The sequence below is a fragment of the candidate division WOR-3 bacterium genome (assembly GCA_039801245.1).
Taxonomy (GTDB): domain Bacteria; phylum Hydrothermota; class Tepidihabitantia; order Tepidihabitantales; family Tepidihabitantaceae; genus JAOABP01.
In genome coordinates this window covers 40,695-59,011 of the sequence record JBDRUF010000001.1, presented here as the reverse complement: position 1 = coordinate 59,011, position 18,317 = coordinate 40,695, and the positions used below count along the sequence as shown (strand labels likewise).

Genomic DNA, 18,317 nt, shown 5'->3' with positions numbered 1-18,317 from the left:
TTCAGAGAACAATTTCTGAAAGGTCAGCAACCCTTGCAAACAAACCCCGCACAAGGTTTAAAAGCCTGAGCCGGTTCAGCCGCAAATTTTCATCCTCACACATCACCAGGACATCATCAAAAAACCGGTCAATTGACTCCCGTAATGAAAGGAGAATCTTCAGGGCGGCATCATAATCCCTTTTTCTCAACATCCTTTCAAGTTCGGGCTCAACCTCTCTCGCCTTTTCCCAGAGCCGCTTCTCCGCCTCCTCAGCAAACCACTTCGGCTCAGGCAATCCACTAACCTCCTGCCCGCGGAGAATATTGGCAACCCTTTTCTGACCTATCACCAGCATAGAAAATTCCGGGCTCGTGCGGAGGTTTTGAAGAGCCCGTGCCCGGGCAAGCGCCTCTGAAGGGGTATGCCAGACCGTTTTCAAAACCGCATTGGCAACATCGTACCTGACCCCCTTCTCTGAGAGAATAGCGGCGAGCCGCTCCTGCAGGAGTTGCAAAACCATATCCCGGACCTTTTCATCCCCGCGCCCAAATAACTCCAACCCCTTCTGTACCAACTCGTCAACAGCGATTTGCCACCCATTCTCAAGGATTATCAACAACAAACCGCTTGCCTGCCTGCGCACCGCAAATGGGTCCTCTGAACCGGTGGGGATGTTGCCAGTAAGGTAGGTGCCGATGATATTATCAACCTTGTCCGCAATACTTAAAATTCCCCCTAAGACCGTCTTTGGCAACCCATCATCAGGACCTTTGGGCTGATAGTGCTCACCAATTGCCTGGGCAACCATTTCATTTTCACCCAGGAGCCGGGCGTAAATACCACCCATAACACCCTGCAGGGAGGTAAACTCCTTTTCCCTTACCAGTTGGGTCAAAAGGTCCGCCTTGCAAAGATACGCCGCTCTGTCAAGGAGAGCCTTGTCCGCATCAGGCACAGATTCAGCAATAAATGAGGCAAGTTGCCGCAGCCGTATCGTCTTTTCATAATAACTGCTCAACCCCTCAATCCAGACCACCCGGCGCTCCTCTTCAACCAAAGATTCCAGCCCGGTCTTTAAATCGTTCTCAACAAAAAACAGCGCATCCCTGAGCCTCGACTCAATCGCCCGCTCATACCCTCTGCGGACCAAACCCTGGTCACAATTCGGCGTATTCGCCACCGCAATAAAGTAGGGCAAAAGCCCGCCATCACGGTCAGCCACCGAAAAACAGCGCTGATGCATCCTCAGTGCGGTTGTTAACACCTCCGGGGGCAGTTTGAGGTACTGGGGCTCGAATCTGCCAAGAATCGGCACAGGGAACTCGGTGATGTTGACCGTCTCCTCAATCAACTCCTCGTCCTTCACAATCAAACCATTAACCTCTGCAGCCAGTTCTGTCAGCCGCTCAAGAAGGAGTGACCTCCGTCGGTAGGGATTAACGACAACCTTATAACTTTCAAGCAGTTGCTCATAATCATCCGCCTTAGAAATAGCTACCGGCTGCTCACTAAAGTTGCGGTGACCGAAGGTCACATTCCCAGCAACGACACCCTCAATTGAAAATGGCACCACCTCGCTTCCCAAGAGACATAAAATCCAGCGGACCGGCCGGGAAAAACGGAAGTTCCCTTCATTCCAACGCATCAGTTTGGGAAAAGGCAGGGTGGCAATGACCTCGGGAAGGCGGTCGGCAAGGATTTTCGCTGTTGGCACCGCCGGGATTTCCTTTTTAACAAACACATAATCACCCTTTGCCGTCTCCTTGACAAACAAATCCTCCACCCTCTTCCCTTGAGCCGCAGCAAAACCCATCGCTGTCTTTGTCGGTTTACCATCACTGTCAAAAGAGACCCTTTTGGGCGGACCCTGCACCTCAACCACAGCACTTGGCTTTTCCTTTGCCACCGCTTTAATGTAAACAGCCAGCCGCCGTGGTGAAAAAAGCGCCGCGCTGACACCAAACCCAATGCCATTCTCTTGGAGAATATTGACAACCCGGCGCTTAAGTTCTTCAGCGGTGCCCGGGATCACCCCGGGCGGCAGCTCCTCGGTGCCGATTTCCAATAAAAAACTTTCCACGTATGGATAATATAATCTTAAATTCCGATGTCAAGGTAAAGAACATCTCTCCATTTGACCATTAAAAATGCTGTTTTAAAATATAACAGTGGCTTGGAGATTACCGGCGTTAACCGCGATTCTCCTTTTACTCTCAGGCTGTTCATCTCCATCTGACCGCCTTCGTAGAGATTTGAAATCTCCTGACCCGATGAAGCGGGCAAAAGCCTGTGAAAGGCTCGGGCAACTAAAAGATAAGAATGCCGTGCCCCTGTTAATAGAACTACTTGCCGACACTATACCTCTTGTCCGGCTTAACGCCGCGCTCGCATTGGCTAAAATCAAGGATGAGACGGCGCTTCCCCATCTTGCCCAGCGAGCAGAAAAAGAGCCCCAAGATGAGGTAAGAATGGCGATGGTCCGAGCGCTCGCTGATTTTGGTCAAGGCGGTATCGCACCGCTGATTGAACTCACCAACTCTTTAAACCCTCTGGTGAGAAAGGCTGCTTGCCAAGGGTTGGGAAGAATCGGCGGACATCAGGCGGTTGAGCCCTTAATCCGGCATCTTGACGACCCTGACTTTAATGTCCGCAGGGCGGCAATCATCGCTTTAAGACGCATCGGCGACCCACGGGGACTTGAGGCAATCGCCCGCAGGGTTCAAAGTCCAGACCCGGCAACCGAAGAGGCGGCAGCAGAGGCATTGAGTGGCAGGGGTTACGAGGAGCAACTGAACAGGATAAAACACCTCCTCCGGCAATTTCGGCAGTGAGGCTCAAAACCTTTCCTCCTTGACTTTACTAATGGATAGTTTAAACTATAAGACTGGACGATGAATACCTTTATCGGCATACCGTTACCCCTCCTTATCTTCCTTCAGCCCGTATTCCAAGGCAATTTGAGGCTGAACCTGGATTATTTGCTCTATCCCGATACGGGCAATAACTATTCGCTGGAAATCTTCTATGAAATCCCTTATTCCTCCCTTTCCTTTATAAGGGATACCACCGGGTTTAGTGCCAATTACCGCCTGACACTCGAACTATTTGACCGGCATAAAAATATCCTTAGCGCTGAGGTATTCGAACGCCGTGTTCAGGTTTTTGACTACAATTTGACCATAAGTCGCGACTCCTCTACAAGCGATATCATCAGAGTGCCGATTCCCAAAACCGCTGTGGCCGCAGTGATAACCCTGTCTGATTTAAGGAGCGAACGCCGGGCAGTTGCCCAATTTCCCTTGGAAAAGCAATCAAGTACTTTCCTCTTGCGGCTGTTAAAATCAAGCCAACCAAATCCCAGTCGCACCTACAATCTTAACGACACTATCCAAATCCTTGCCCAAATTCCTCCTGAATATCATTTTGATAGTCTGCGACTCACCATCAAAAGCGGGGGCAGAAATATCATCCAGGAGAAACTCATGGTGGTAGAATCAGCGGGGGTAAAAAAGGCGGAGTTTCGCTTGCCGGTAGTTGATACCTCAAGCCGCTATCGGTTAAGTTCCGGGGTTTATCTTGTGGAGGTGTCACCGTTTTCTCAAGCTACTCCTCAAGGCACGGTTGAGTTTAAGGTTGATTTACCCTTCTATTTTGATGACAGTCTTTGGTCAGCAAGGGTAGACCAGTTGCTTTATATTGCCACCTACGAGGAGATGAAAAAACTTAAAAAGACTAAAAAGGAATTCCGAAAAGAGGCGTGGGATGAATTCTGGCAGAACAAGGACCCCAACCCATCGACCGAACTCAATGAAAGAGAAGAGGAGTATTTTGAACGCATTAATTATTGTGAACAGCGGTATAGCAAAGGTGACCGGGGATATAGAAGTGATCGGGCGAGGATTTATATTACCTACGGACCACCTGACCAAATTGAATACCGACCGTTTGAAATTGACCGTCCGGCTGAGGAAATCTGGCATTATTATCGAGAGAACCGAACCTTTATCTTTGTCGACCGATACGGGTCAGGGCAGTTTGTCCTCGTACAGGGAGGAAATTAATGCCTCCTGTTTTGATTCCCCTTCTCGTATTTGCCGCCTTCGACTCCCTCAGGTTTGACTTTGACTGGGCGCTATTTCACCATCAGGGTGATTCAGCCCGAGTCGAGTTTTATTACGGGATCGCCTATGACCAGTTAAACTTCCAAGAGATAGAAGACTATTTGACAGCCTTTTTTAATGTCAGTTTTGAAATGAATGGGTTGGACAACCAATTTCGGGAATCGGGCACAATTCAAAAGCGCGCTCGCATAAGAAGCTTTCAGGAGGCAGCGGCTACCCAGAGGACCTTCATCGACCAGTTCAGCGTCATCGCTTCACCTGGCTTGTATGAGGTCAAGATAACTGTTTTTGACTCCGTCCATAGTGGCATGGTAATCGATACAATAAGAGTCCCGAACTTTAATGAAGGGGGGGCTTTGAGTTCAATTCAACTCGGGAGCGGTATCTTTACCGACAGCACAACCGGCGGGTTTGCGGTCATCCCTAATCCCGGCAGACGTTTTCTCTCTGGCGAGAGAAGAAAAATCTATGCCTATTTCGAGACCTATGGTTTGAAGCCCGATTCTCAGGACTATCAGGTTCGGTACCATCTCATTAAAACCAATAGGAGAGACACCCTTCTCAGCTCCGCCCCCATCCCCCGCAGGAAAACCGCCTGGAAAGGTGCTGTTTGTGTGGAGCTCACCATTGATAGCCTAATGCCAGATTCCTACCTCTTGGTCATCGATGTCTCTGACGCCAGTTCTAACCAGACCCTGCACGGTGAAAGGGAACTGACGATTGCCTCTACAATCAGAGCCACAGGTGATCACCAACCTTACCAGTTTACCATCACTCCGAGAGAGGAACGCTATTATCGTGAACTCCAATATATCGCCACCCCTGGTGAACTTGCCTACTATCAAACCCTTTCTGACTCTGGCAAGGAGGCATACCTCGCCTGGTTCTGGTCAAGGCATAATTTAACCGAATTTGTGCGCAGAATGGAAACAGCGGAAAACCGCTTTAAAACTGCCCGGACCCCCGGTGTTAAAACCGACCGGGGCAGAATATATGTCAAATATGGTGAACCGGACGCAGTGGAGAGAAAGACCATCGAAATGGAAATTAAACCACGAGAGTACTGGTTTTATTACCAAGAGGGACTTAAATTCATCTTTATTGACCTGCGCGGGGATGGGAACTACCGGCTTGTCTGGAGCAATAGTCCTGATGAACCATCAACCGGGTTGGAACACCTCTTGACACCTCAGGAACAGGAGGAATTTCATTAAATTAAATTTTATGGAAGCAACGATTGGTTCAGAATCGCACCTCCATCCTCAGGGCAAACAGATAGGTCTTGTTCAGTTCAATCTTTTTAAAGCAGACTGGTGTGCCTTACCACCAGAACTCGAAGTGAAACCGGGGGATTGGGTTGTGGTCGGGGACGATGATGGCGAAGATATGGGCAGACTGGTTGCGCTCGCCCCTGCCGGTATAAGACCGGTTGAGGGTGTTATCCAGCGCCGGGCAACAGAAACGGACCTCCACAACCGTGCAGCCCTTGATGCCAAGGTAGCACAGGCGATTGAACTTTTCCGCCAGTTACGTGATGAGTATAAACTCGATATGCAAGTCGTGGGCGCTCACTTGCGACTGGACAAGAGAAAAATCTGCTTCTATTTTGTTGCCGAGGAAAGATTGAACTTCCGGATACTTCATAAAGCCATCGCCTCAGCGCTCAATATGAGAGTGGCAATAAAACAGATTGGTGTCCGTGACCACACCCGTTTGCTTGGTGGTTTGGGTATCTGTGGTCGGGTTGTCTGCTGCAAACAGTTTCTCAAGGAGTTTAAACCAATTACGCTGCGGATGGCGCGACAGCAGAACCTCTTTGTGGAACCAACCAAGATCTCCGGATTATGCGGAAAACTGCTCTGTTGTCTCAGTTTTGAAAAAAGTGATTATCAAGTTGCTAGTTATCCATCTGTGGGTTCACAGGTCGAAACCACCTATGGCATCGCTACGGTAATCGCGGTCAATCATTTGACCAAACAAGTAACATTGCGTTATGGTGACAGCACCGAACAGACCGTGACGGTAGAGGAACTGAAAAATGGACAGAAAAACGATTGAACTCATCGCTCGCACAGAGGGTGTGAAACCTACAGAGTTAATGAAATTGGTTGAGTCTGGACGGGTGGTGATAATGAAGAATAAAAAGAGACGGATAGCACCTGTAGCGGTTGGTGAAAAGATGCGGGTTAAAGTAAATGCCAATCTCGGGACATCACCAGACAGAATCGACATCGAAATGGAACTGGAAAAACTCCGCACAGCAATTGCGGCTGGCGCTGATACGGTAATGGACCTATCGGTAGGTGGGGATGTTGACGAACTGCGTCAAACCATCCTGAACTCAGCCTCGGTGCCGGTGGGAACGGTACCGATATATCAAGTGGCTTTGGAAGCGAGGAAACACCACCGATCGTTTCCCCAAGCCACTGTCAAAGAAATATTCAAAGTAATCGAAAAGCATCTCGAGGATGGCGTGGACTTCATCACCGTGCATTGTGGGATTACTAAAGAAAATATCAAACCGCTCTTGTCCCGACCCAGACTCTGCGGTGTTGTCAGCCGGGGTGGTGTGATGATGATTGAATGGATGCGTTACAATCGAAAGGAAAACCCACTTTACGAATATTACGACGAACTTCTCCAGTTGGCAAAGGAGTATCACGCCACCCTTTCTCTTGGTGACGGTCTTCGCCCAGGTGCCATAGCAGATGCCACTGACGAAGCCCAGATCCGAGAGCTAATTACCATCGGCGAACTTGTCCAGCGGGCACGAGCCACTGGTGTGCAGGTAATGGTGGAGGGACCCGGACACATTCCCCTTGACCAGGTTGAAGCCAATGTTCGGCTCGAAAAGACCATATGTAACGGTGCCCCGTTTTATGTCCTCGGTCCACTCGTGACCGATGTCGCCTGTGGTTACGACCACATTGCCGGTGCAATCGGGGGCGCAGTCGCAGGTTGGCTTGGTGCCGATTTTCTCTGCTACGTTACCCCATCGGAACACCTTGGTCTGCCGGATATTGAGGATGTTCGGGAAGGGGTAATTGCCGCTCGCATTGCCGCTCACGCTGCCGATATTGCCCGGCACCATCCCAAGGCGCTGAAATGGGACAAAGACCTTTCCCGTTATCGCGCCGCCCTCCAGTGGAAAAAAATGCTTGCCAAGAGTATCGACCCTGAACGGGCAAAAACAATCTTTGCCGTGCAGCGTTCCCATACCGAGAATGCCTGCACAATGTGTGGCGAGTTTTGTGCCGTTAAGAAAAGCAAGGAGACATTATATGATTAAACCGCAATACAAACTTTATACGCCCGGACCGGTAGCGGTCCCTAAAGAGTATCTGAAAGCCCTTGCCAATGACCTAATATATCACCGAGAGGAGTCGTTTGGCAAACTGCTCAATTCGGTCGTAAAAGGCCTGCAGCAGGTATTTCTGACCTCAAGACCGGTTTACATCTTAACCGCATCAGGCACCGGCGCGATGGAAGCAGCGGTCGCCAATCTGATAAATCCCAATGAAAGGGTAATCGTGGCGCATGCCGGCAAGTTCGGCGAGCGCTGGCGGGAACTTGCCATCCGCTTTGGTGGTTATGTTGATGAGCTCTCCCGTCCTTATGGAGAAACGATCCCCCCTGATGAACTGGAGAGGAAATTGAAAGGCAACGACGCTGCCCGCTGCGTCTTCACCACCCTCACCGAAACCTCAACCGGGGTCGTTCACGACATAAAGTCCTTTGCCGAAATCTGTCACCGATTGAACCGCATTCTCATTGTTGATGCCATTGCCGGTCTTGGTATTGATGAGTTACAGATGGATGCCTGGCGTGTTGATGTCGTCCTTGGTGGCTCCCAGAAATGCCTCGCGGTTCCACCAGGGCTATCCTTCATCGCCCTGAGCGAACGTGCCTGGGAGGTTGTGGAGAAAAATCGCAACGCCCGCTTCTACTTTGACCTCCGTCAGTACAAAAACTTTGCCGAAAAGGGTCAGACACCCTGGACACCGGCAATATCAATTCTTTATGCCCTAAATTTCGCTCTGCAAAAACTTAACCGCAAAGGGATTAAAACCAACTGGCGGGAAAAGGAACAGATTGCCAGTTTTGTCCGCCAGGAGGTTCAGAAACTGGGTTTAAGCATCTTTCCCCAGCGTCCATCTAACGCCCTGACCGTTATCCGCCTGCCGGAAAAGGTTGACGGCACTAAAATTGTTGAATACTGCAAAAAACGGCACAAAATTCTGCTGGCAAATGGCCAGGCAGAATTGCGCGGGAAGGTTGTGCGAATTGGTCATATGGCACCGGTAACAAAAGCGGAGATGCGAAGGGTATTAGGATATTTTGCTGAAGCCTACAAGAAAATCAGCCGCGGCTCTGCTTAAATAAACCTCTTAATTTGATTCCCCCGGAAGATGGAATCTGACCATTATCCGGAGGAAGAGAACAAGATAGTTCAAGAACGAAACCACAATCAGAATCAGGACGGTGTAATCAGCAAACGGTTTCAATTGAGTAAGATAGGGCAGAATTTGACCAACCGCGGAATTGCCGGTATCGGCATAAAGTGTATAAAAAAGAATTAACAGGGCAAAGGCACAACCTGTTATCTTGCCCACTACATCGGAAGAGATCAAAGAGCCGCGCACCTTCATCACAATTGCGCTACCGGCAAGTATTAAAATATCCCGGGCAATGACCGCGCCGGCAAGGTACAACGGCAAATCGCTGATAAAAACTAATGTTACCAGCACTGCGGCTACCCAGATTTTATCCACCAAATGGTCAAGCACCCTGCCCGTGTCCGAGACCTGATTTAAACGCCGTGCGAGAAAACCGTCAAGCGCATCGGTTGACCAAGAGATTATCATCACAACTATCGCTGCGACACTCTGATGCCGGAACAGGAAGAAAAGCACCAAAGGCAAAAAAATCAGCCGGGAAACACTTAAGATATTGGGAATGGTTAAAATCCTTGCGCTGTTTAATCCACCCTTTTCCTGGCTCAACGCTGGCTCCCTGACCATTTAAGTTTGTTACGCAGGATATCAAAGTAACATTCACCCTTGGGCACAACCAATCGCACCGCGAAATCTGCTCTCCTGATTGTCAGGTGCTCACCTAACCTTATTAACCACCGATTCTGCCCATCCAGGGTAACGATTGCCTTCTGCGATTTACCGGTGAGCTCCATCACCACCGGCTCATCTGCAGGTAGCACAACCGGACGGGCAGCGAGGGCATGCGGGCAGAGCGGTGTTAATACAAATGCGGACATTGTCGGAAATACCACCGGACCACCTGCGGCGAGGGAATAGGCGGTTGAACCGGTAGGGGTTGCCACCACAATCCCATCGCCACTAAACTTGTTCACGAACCGCTCCTTCCAGTAAACCGATATCTCCACCACCCTGCCTGAAGGACCCATATTCACCGCACAATCATTCAAGGCATACCCAACCCTCCTGCCCAGACGGGCGGACAATAGCATCCGCCGCTCTTCAGCATAATCCCCGCGGATGAACCCCTTTATCCCGGCTCTGGCGGCATTGATAGAAAATGCGGTCAGAAAACCCAGCCCACCAAGATTAACCCCCATTATCGGCTTCTCTGCCTTGCCAATCATCCTTACAGCACGCAAGAGGGTTCCATCTCCACCCAACGCCACAACCAAATCGGCAGCTTTTATCCTCTCCTTATCAGCCGGCTTGGCTCCTAACCCTTTTGCGGGCAAGTCAAGGACAATCAACTCTGCCCCTTGCCCCTCCAACCACCTCACCAACTTCGGGACAAAAACCTCTGCCCGCTTTTTATTCCAGTTAATCACCAAGCCGATTTTCATCCTACCCTCCCTTCTGCCAGAACAGATACCGCACCCTGCCATAGACATCAAATTCCACCTCTGCTTTGGCAAATCTCTCCTGAACATATTCACCCTGGCTGGCATCAATCTCAACCGCCAAGAGCCCACCAGGCTTGAGCAACTCCTGCCCGCACTCCCAAATCATAGTTATCACCTCGATTCCATCCTCGCCGCCATCCAGGGCAATCCGCGGCTCATACTCGCGCACCGTCAAAGGCAACCTTGCCAATCTCGCTTTAGGAATATATGGTGGATTGGAGATTAAGAGGTCAACCCGGTTATGAAAAGCCCTGAACAACTCCGAGCGCAAACTGGTTGCCCATAGCAAACGAACCCGATTCTCTAAATGATAACGCCGGATGTTAATCTTCGCAACCTGCAATGCCGACCCTGATGCGTCAACCCCGAAAACAGTAGCATCAGGAAACAACCGCGCCAAGGCAATGGCAATACAACCTGAACCGGTCCCGTAATCCAAAATCACTTTCGGTTCCCTCACCCTGGCGCTCGCCCGCAAGACCAGCTCCTCGGTTTCCGGTCTGGGGATAAAAACCCGCCTGTCAACATATATGTCCAAATCAAGAAAAGGTGCTGAATTGACCAGATACTGAACCGGCATCCCCTCCCTTGCCTTTCCTACAAGAGAGAAAAACCTCCTCTCCTCTTTTGGTGTTAACCGCCGCTCGGAAAGATACAGTTCGACACGGCTCAAACCGAAAAGCCCCATCGCCAGATACTCCGCCTCAGCGAGAGGAATTATCAACCGCGCCTCTTGCAAAACCTCCCTTATGGTCAAACCTCCCCTCTTAACCAGACACCCGCTCACAAAGCCGCCTCCGCCTTCTCTAACGCCGCAAACAATGGCTCCATCTCACCCTCAAGCACCGCATCCAGATTATAAAGAGAAAATCCAATCCGGTGGTCGGTAACCCGATTCTGGGGAAAGTTGTATGTCCTAATCTTCTCGCTCCGCTCCCCGGTCCCAATCTGCTTCCTTCTGGTCGCGGTTGTCCTTGCCATCTCCTCCTGCCTTTTCATCTCCCCCAGCCTCGCCAGCAACACCTTCATCGCCTTTGCCCGGTTCCGTGCCTGAGACCTTTCATCCTGACACACCACTGTAATTCCGGTTGGCAGATGGGTCAAACGCACCGCGGAACTGACCTTATTAACATTCTGCCCGCCATGACCGCCCGCCCGAAATGTCTCCATCTGAATCTCATCCGGATTTACCTTCAGCTCATACTCCTCCTGCTCCAAGAGAACCGCCACGGTTACGGTTGAAGTATGAACCCTGCCTGATGCCTCGGTTTTGGGCACCCTCTGCACCCGGTGAACACCGCTCTCAAACCGGAAATACCGGTATGGCAACTGCCCCTCAACCGCAAAGATAATCTCCTTGAATCCACCCAGGTCGCTCGGTCGCGAGGAAAGCACCTCTATCTGGAGACCCTGCCGCTCGGCAAACTTTGAGTACATCTTGAAAAGGTCAGCGGCAAAGAGCGCCGCCTCCTCGCCACCTGCAGCCGCCCTTATCTCAACGATGCACCCCTTTTCCCATTCCGGCGGTTTCGGAAGCGTCGCCTCCTCCAGTTCCCGAGACAACCTCACCAGTCGCTCTTTGACTGTTTTTGCCTCCTCCTCTGCCATCACCCTTAACTCTGGCTCTGTCGCACTCCGCGCCATCTCCTCTAAATCCTGCAACTCCTTCTCCAGCCGCTCATACTCCTGCAACCTGTTAAGAAGGGCGCTCAACCTTCGGTGCTCGCGGGTTATCTCCTGGAGCCGATTGACATCAGAAAGGAGCCCGGGCTCCTGCAGCATTTTCTCCAGTTCAGCCTGCCGCTGCCGCAAAGGCTCAAACCTACTCTTAAGTTCCTTAAAAGCCAAAGCCATAGATTATATTAATTGAACCTAAAGGGGGCTACAAAAATCCTGCCAGACCAATACTTTCACACTTAATTATCCCCAAACGACCCTGACTGTCAATCTATCACGCACTCCTTTTTCGCTCTCAGAAAAAACTGGCATCTCAAATTTTACCCTTGTCTTTGCCCATCCCACTTCTCAAATATGAACCGGGCGAGGTGTTGGTGAAGGAGACTATCAGTCTCGGGGTAGAGTTTCAAGAATGGCTTTGACCTTTGATTTGAGGTCGGGCAGGTCGCGCTCAACCGTTGCCCATACCTCTTCAGTATCAATACCGAAATAGTCGTGAATCAAGATATTGCGCATAGCGATAATTGCTGTCCAGGGAATTTCTGGGTGTTCATTTCTGAACGCCGATGAGAGTTTTGCCGCGGCCTCTCCGATTATCTGCAGATGATGAACAACCCAGGTCTGGATGAGTTCACTGCGGTCAAACTCAGATCTGCCCTGAATGGTATAGCGCTCAATGCTGTCAATTGCCTCAAGGATATCAAGGAGCCGTTCGCGGTCGCTTCTCACAGGGCTACTGCTTCCTGCAGAACCCGTTCGCGGATACGGGGGCGCAGACCGCGCTCGGTGATGACATCAACATTTATCCCCAGGAGGTTGCGCAACTCCAAAAGTAGCGCGGCATGGTCAAGCAGGGTTCTCCCCGGCTCAAATTGGACGATGATGTCAACATCGCTTTCCGGTCTCGCATCCCCACGGGCAACCGAGCCAAAAATACGGACATTGCGTGCACCATACCGCTCGCAGATGGCAAGAATCTCCTTGCGCCGGGCGAATACCAGTGATTTGACATCCATTATCTAATAATACGGGGATGGGCTATAATGTCAACCGGCAAAATGCTTTTCCCCATCCCACTTCTCAAATATGAACCGGGCGAGTTTGCGGAGAAGGATGGGGTTGTGTTTGGGGCGGGCACAGGTCTTTAGGTTATACTCAACCCTTTTTCTCCGCTCCTCAGAATCGGGCGGATAGAGCCGCGCCAGGTTTAAGAAACTGTTGATAAACCCCCGGTAGTTAGCCAAATCTGAACCAGAAACACCCTGCTGACTCAAAAACCTGAGCGCACCCGCAATTATCGGTGCCGAACGCCTCTCAAACTCCTTTAGCTCCTTTAACCGCTCCTGTTGCATCTCATAACGGCACAGCCACTCATCACTGACAACCCTTTTCCTTGCCGGGCGCACCAATACCCTTTCCGCCTCCTCTATCGTCGGCAACCTGTCAAGTTCCCCCGCCTTTTTCAGACCGATAAAAACCTGGGCAACAACACCCTGCAGGTGCTCTAAAAGCTCCTCGGGCACACCCTTTTCCCTCTGCCTTTTCTTTAGCCTCTCCACCCTCTTTTCAAGACTGGTTCCCTGCCCCTTTTCCTCCTGGACAAGGATGCGCAGTAAACCCCGGCAGAACCTGACCGCATTCCTGCGCACAGAACTGAACGGAGCGACTTTTAGCCGGTTAAGTTCATTGTGAATCGCCATCTCAAGTTTCTGGATTAAACCCACCATTGCCGCAGCCTGTCGCATCCTCTCAACCTGCAAATCCTTTTCTTTCGGTCTTGGTCCCCGGCCCTTCTTCTCCGGAACCGGCAAAGGCTCGGAAAGGTAGTTTGCAAAGATGTTTTTTAGGTCTTCAGGCGTTGCTCTACAGGCACGCAGATAGTCAAGGATGAGTTTCAAGGATGGATTGGCAATATCCCCTCTCTCCAACTGGCAGATAAAACTCCTTCTGTTTTTCCCTTTGAGACCAAGCGCACCGGCAACCTGCTCCTGGGTAAGATTTGCCTTGAGCCGCAGACTCCGCAACTGGGCAAAGATGTCACGGGCAAGTGCCATTGGCTAAGTTTATATAAACATAAACAAATTACAACCCTGATATTTTAACCTATCCATCGCAATTTCGCAACTTAACACAAAAACAAATTTTGCTGGGAGACCGTCCCCTAAGCGGTTTTGGACACGGCCCGGAATTGGGTCTTGATAGCGGCAACCAGGGTGATTTGCCCGACCATTCCCATTGCGGTGTTAGAGACGGCTTATAAGGCTCACTGGGATTGAGGATTAAGGGCGGTGATGCCGGCTCTCCTGAAGAGCGCCCTGAAACCTGCCCCTTATTTCCCCGTCACTGCTATTTTGCAGATTGCCTCGCAGATAAACTACCTAACCCCTTACCTCAGAGTAACCAGGGCTATCCTTCGGGCAGAACCCCTCGTTGCCCTGGTCAGGGAACAGCGGTGGGAACGGACGGAACTGTTGCAATTAAATCATTGACAAAGAATCACCAAACGGTATAATTCAGTTGCAAGTAGAAGACGGTCAGGGTTGAGGAACAACTCCTCAACCATTGGGTTACAAATTTAAAGGAGTAAGGCCTTAAATTTTAAAAGGAGGCTAAGATGAGAACCTTGGTTGTCTGCCTGGCAGTTTTCGCCACCTTGGGTTTTGCCGACATCCTCTTGATGGAGACATTTGACTCGCCCTGGACACCCCAATCACCACCAGCAGGGTGGACGATAATCTATGACACCTTAAACCCGAAGGGCTATTGTGACTGGCACCGGGAAGGGGCAAATGCCGCACCCTGGAGCGACCATCCCAGCCCTTATCCGGCAATCTTCTGGCAGCCAAACCCGAACCAGGCGCCTGATGCCTTTGTCTCGCCGATGATTGACTGCTCAAACTTCCGCAATGTTGTCCTCTACTGCAGCACCTATTTCTATCACAAACTTGACAACCCCTATGTTGCCCAGATTCGCTATTCAATTGACGGCGGCAACACCTTTCCCTATCTCTTGCGTGACTACCACGGTCAGAATGTTGGACCCGGTGTCTTAGAGTCGCTGGAACTGACCTATGCGGCAAGGCAGGACAGCGTCGTGATTATGTGGATTTATGACGGCAACCTGTTTGACATCAACTGGTGGTTCTTTGACGATGTCGTTGTCACCGGTGAGTCCATCCCGAAGTACGACATTGAATGCTCTGAGATTGTTGAGCCTCACCTTTACGAACTGCCGGGTGGCTTTGTCCCCCATGCCCGTTTCCAGAACATCGGTCTTTTGGACCAGGTCAATGTCCCGGTGGTCTGCAGTTTGTTTGACAATGTCGGTAATCCGGTGCAGGGTTGGATAGACACCATCCCCAACCTCCCCTCTTACGGCGGTGAGCAACTGGTATACTTTGACTCCATCTCCATTTTACTCACCCCGGGCGACTACACCATCAGGTACTGGTCCGCTGCTGACTCTGACTACATTCGGAGCAACGACACCCTTGAGCGCAACTTCACCGTTTCCAACCTTGAGGAAATTGCTAATGACGATGGCACACCCGCACGCTATCTTTCCTATCCGGTTGGACATTACGGCTGGGCTGCCAAGTTTTCTACTACGGGACCGGTTTACATTGAATCGGTCAGGGTGTTTTTGAATGCGCCCACAAACCCTAACCACTGCCGCTATCAACTGGCGGTTGCGCTTGATGATGGCGCCGGCAACCCCGGTCCATTTATCTATAAGAGCCCGGTCCTTTATGCCACCCCTGGCACCTCAGGCTGGAACTCGGTCTTTCTTGCCGATATTGGGGAATACATTGTTGTTCCCAACGAATTTTATCTCTTTTACCTGCAGGTGGGCGAGCCGCCTGAATGCCCTCAACTTGGTGCGGACAACTCCCTTAACAACCCAAGCGCCTACTGGGAGTTTCACCGTGGTGGCACGGTTACACCCTACACACCCCCTGGGGACTTGATGCTGCGGGCGATAGTCAATCACTCAACACTTACCCCGAGCGCCAATGATGTGCGGGTCACCTTTATTGAACAGCCCCTTTATGAGTTTATCCAGCGACCGTTTGATGCCCCCTGTCCAATCACCGCCCATATCCACAACTTCGGCACCAACACCCTTTACTATGTCCCGGTTGTCTGCTCGGTCTTTGACCCGGCAAATGCCCTCCTCTATTACGACAGTGTCAACATCGCCCAGATAAACCCGAACGAAGAGATTGGGGTAAGTTTCAACACCTGGGTGCCAATTGTCGGTCAGACCTGCTCAATCATCGTGCGCACCCTGGCATCTCCAGATGATGTTCCCCAGAACGACGACAAGCGCTTTACCGTTGATGTCCTCAAAGGCGCCTATACCGGCAGGCATCCTGCGGGCTACGCCTGGATTGACTCCGACACCACCGATGGTCCGGTATATGACTGGATTGACACCACCGGCTTCAATGTGGTCTTCTCCCGTGGTGATGATGACCGCCTCTTCGTCCCGCTCGGTTTCAAATTCCGTTGGTCTGACACCACCTATGACAACTGCTATGTCACCACCAACGGCTGGCTCTCGCTCGGTCCTGACCCCCATACCGCCACGCCCAATCCCAAACGGCTGCCCATTGACAGCCTCCCCAACGCCGGCATCTACCCCTGGTGGTGCGACTTTGTCCTCACCTCGGCGAGCAGGGTTTATTACAAAACGATCGGCGAAATGCCCAATCGGAAATTCGTTGTCATCTGGCACAATGTCAATGTCAAGGGAACGGACACGACCAACCTGGTCAGTTTTGAGGCAATCCTCAACGAGAACGGCACCATCGTCTTCCAGTACAAGGATGTGGAAACTGGCAGCCTGGTATATGACCAGGGGAAGAACGCCTCAATCGGTGTGGAAAATAAGGAAGGCACCGCTGGCCTCAACTACCTTTACTCCTTACCGCCGATGTCCCTGGCGGTCAACGACCCTGCCAACCGGCTCACATCAGGTCGGGCGATAAAACTCTATCGTGAATTCCGCGATGCCGCTGCCCTTGAGATTGTCAAACCGGAATACAATGTCTTCCCTGTGCCCTTAAACCCGGAGGTCAGGATTCAGAATTACGGCACTGTTGGCGACTCAATTATGGTGTATCTCTCAATCACCCCTGGAACGTATCTCGAATCACTCCTTGTTACCGGGCTCAGACCTGAACGGGAGACTCTCTTAACCTTCCCCGCGCCTTGGTCTGGTAGAGGGAACTTCACGGCAGTCTGCTCGGTGGCGATGACGGGCGATATCAATCCGGCAAACAATTTTGTCATCAAGAACATCTTCGCATCTGCGTGGGTTCAGCGCGAGGACATCCCGATTGGTCCGCAGCGAAAGAAGGTAAAAGACGCCTCTCTGGTCTACGCCTCAACCACGAATAAACTCTACGCACTCAAGGGTGGCAATAGCAACGAGTTTTACTGCTATGACCCTGCCACCGGCACCTGGGACTCGCTCTCACGGATGCCCCTTGCCCCATCTGGTAAAAAGCCCAAGGATGGTTGCGACCTGGTATTTGACCCATTCCAGGGAACTAATGGCGGCATCTGGGCAATCAAGGGTGGTGGAACGGGCGACTTCTATCTCTATGACATTGCCCTTGACTCCTGGATTATCAAGCCCAATGTAAGGGTTGAAGGTTTTAGTTTCCGTCCGCCCAAACGGGGAGCCGCACTCGCCTATGTGCCGACCCAAGGTGCTAATGGAACGGTCTATTGCGCCACCGGTAGCAACACCCTCACCTTCCTCAGGTTTGATGTCGCCAGGGACAGCTGGTTCCGCTGCCCTGATGTGCCGTATAATCCAGGCAACAGAAAAACCTGCCGTTTTGGAACCGATATGGTCTATGACGGCGATAGCATCATCTATCTCCTGAAAGGTTCAAACTCCACCGAGGTGTGGAAATATCGTCCTGCCCTTGATGTCTGGCACACCATTCCGTTGGATGAGGTCACCCTGATAGGCACCCGTAACCGCCGGGTGAAAAATGGTGGCGCCATCACCTTCCTTGACAACAACCTCTATGTTCTAAAAGGAGGCAACTGTCAGGAGTTCTGGAGCTATCAGATTGGTGGCGGCAATGTCTGGGTGCAGCGGTCTGATATCCCCTTCTCGATCACCGGCAAGCGCCGTAAACCCAAGCGGGGAGCCGCACTCGCAGCAACATCAGACGCCATCTTCTGTCTCAAAGGCTCAATGGTGTATGAGTTCTGGGAATACCGCCCGGAAACCGACTCCTTCCTTTTGACCGGTTCTGTGCCTCCTCGTGAAGGTGTAATGGCGGAAAACACCAAACTGCCAAATGAACTCACACTCACCGTTTATCCCAATCCCACGAGCCGTGGTAATCTGCAAATATCCTACACCCTGCCATCTTCCGGTCAGGTGCAGATAAAGGTCTATGACGCCACCGGCACCCTAATTCGCACCCTTATTGATGGGACGATTGCCTCTGGCAGGCACAACATCATTTGGGACCGGCGGACAAACAAAGGCAGGGTCGCACCAGCGGGTGTCTACTTCGTCAAAATGAGAAGCGGCAAGAACATCCTCTCAGAAAAGGTAATAATCCAAGACTGAAAAGAGCGAAAAACAAATCGGGGGTCCAACCGGACCCCCT

Annotated in this window: 15 protein-coding genes; 7 read left to right on the top strand and 8 right to left on the bottom strand. The window is 51.3% G+C overall.

The genetic code is table 11. The features are described from left to right. Position 1 precedes the first annotated feature (1 nt). A complete protein-coding gene (glyS, locus tag ABIK47_00290) occupies positions 2-2,062 on the bottom strand; it encodes a glycine--tRNA ligase subunit beta (protein ID MEO0019068.1) in 2,061 nt (686 codons plus the stop codon). 88 nt (positions 2,063-2,150) lie between these two features. Between glyS and ABIK47_00285 the strand changes: the two genes are divergently transcribed. The 6 genes from ABIK47_00285 to ABIK47_00260 are packed head-to-tail and all read left to right on the top strand — an operon-like array spanning position 2,151 to position 8,482. Then, the gene (locus ABIK47_00285; GenBank protein MEO0019067.1) at positions 2,151-2,813 is read left to right on the top strand and encodes a HEAT repeat domain-containing protein; all 663 of its coding nucleotides are present in this window, start codon (positions 2,151-2,153) and stop codon (positions 2,811-2,813) included. Positions 2,814-2,873: 60 nt separating this feature from the next. Then, a complete protein-coding gene (locus ABIK47_00280) occupies positions 2,874-4,043 on the top strand; it encodes a GWxTD domain-containing protein (GenBank protein ID MEO0019066.1) in 1,170 nt (389 codons plus the stop codon). Beyond that, positions 4,043-5,317 (top strand): GWxTD domain-containing protein, encoded by a 1,275-nt coding sequence (locus ABIK47_00275; GenBank protein MEO0019065.1) that lies wholly within the window; start codon positions 4,043-4,045, stop codon positions 5,315-5,317. Before ABIK47_00280 ends, ABIK47_00275 begins: the two co-directional genes overlap by 1 nt. A 10-nt stretch (positions 5,318-5,327) precedes the next feature. Continuing rightward, positions 5,328-6,161: a regulatory iron-sulfur-containing complex subunit RicT gene (gene ricT, locus ABIK47_00270; GenBank protein ID MEO0019064.1), complete on the top strand. Its 834-nt coding sequence runs from the start codon at positions 5,328-5,330 to the stop codon at positions 6,159-6,161. Then, positions 6,142-7,392, top strand: coding sequence for a phosphomethylpyrimidine synthase ThiC (gene thiC, locus ABIK47_00265; GenBank protein MEO0019063.1), 1,251 nt, complete (start codon positions 6,142-6,144; stop codon positions 7,390-7,392). Before ricT ends, thiC begins: the two co-directional genes overlap by 20 nt. Next, positions 7,385-8,482 carry an alanine--glyoxylate aminotransferase family protein gene (locus ABIK47_00260; protein ID MEO0019062.1) on the top strand — a complete coding sequence of 366 codons (1,098 nt, stop codon included), beginning with the start codon at positions 7,385-7,387 and terminating at the stop codon, positions 8,480-8,482. Before thiC ends, ABIK47_00260 begins: the two co-directional genes overlap by 8 nt. Positions 8,483-8,491: 9 nt before the next feature. On the opposite strand, the gene ABIK47_00255 is transcribed toward ABIK47_00260, so the two are convergent. From ABIK47_00255 to ABIK47_00225, 7 genes are all read right to left on the bottom strand, one after another. Continuing rightward, positions 8,492-9,106: a CDP-alcohol phosphatidyltransferase family protein gene (locus ABIK47_00255; GenBank protein MEO0019061.1), complete on the bottom strand. Its 615-nt coding sequence runs from the start codon at positions 9,104-9,106 to the stop codon at positions 8,492-8,494. Beyond that, complete coding sequence (locus tag ABIK47_00250; protein ID MEO0019060.1) at positions 9,103-9,981, bottom strand: NAD(+)/NADH kinase; 879 nt, start codon at positions 9,979-9,981, stop codon at positions 9,103-9,105. Before ABIK47_00250 ends, ABIK47_00255 begins: the two co-directional genes overlap by 4 nt. Beyond that, positions 9,941-10,786, bottom strand: coding sequence for a peptide chain release factor N(5)-glutamine methyltransferase (gene prmC / locus ABIK47_00245; GenBank protein MEO0019059.1), 846 nt, complete (start codon positions 10,784-10,786; stop codon positions 9,941-9,943). Before prmC ends, ABIK47_00250 begins: the two co-directional genes overlap by 41 nt. Continuing rightward, positions 10,783-11,853 (bottom strand): peptide chain release factor 1, encoded by a 1,071-nt coding sequence (gene prfA / locus ABIK47_00240; GenBank protein ID MEO0019058.1) that lies wholly within the window; start codon positions 11,851-11,853, stop codon positions 10,783-10,785. Before prfA ends, prmC begins: the two co-directional genes overlap by 4 nt. A 210-nt stretch (positions 11,854-12,063) precedes the next feature. Further along, entirely contained in the window at positions 12,064-12,405 is a 342-nt protein-coding gene (locus ABIK47_00235) for a DUF86 domain-containing protein (GenBank protein MEO0019057.1), read from the bottom strand. Beyond that, on the bottom strand, positions 12,402-12,692 hold the full coding sequence (locus tag ABIK47_00230; GenBank protein ID MEO0019056.1) for a nucleotidyltransferase family protein: 291 nt from the start codon (positions 12,690-12,692) through the stop codon (positions 12,402-12,404). The genes ABIK47_00235 and ABIK47_00230 overlap by 4 nt, the downstream gene beginning before the upstream one ends. Positions 12,693-12,722: 30 nt before the next feature. Next, complete coding sequence (locus ABIK47_00225; protein MEO0019055.1) at positions 12,723-13,730, bottom strand: helix-turn-helix transcriptional regulator; 1,008 nt, start codon at positions 13,728-13,730, stop codon at positions 12,723-12,725. Between the two features lie 560 nt (positions 13,731-14,290). On the opposite strand from ABIK47_00225, the gene ABIK47_00220 reads away from it, so the two are divergent. Continuing rightward, a complete protein-coding gene (locus ABIK47_00220) occupies positions 14,291-18,277 on the top strand; it encodes a T9SS type A sorting domain-containing protein (protein MEO0019054.1) in 3,987 nt (1,328 codons plus the stop codon). The last annotated feature ends 40 nt before the right edge of the window (positions 18,278-18,317 follow it).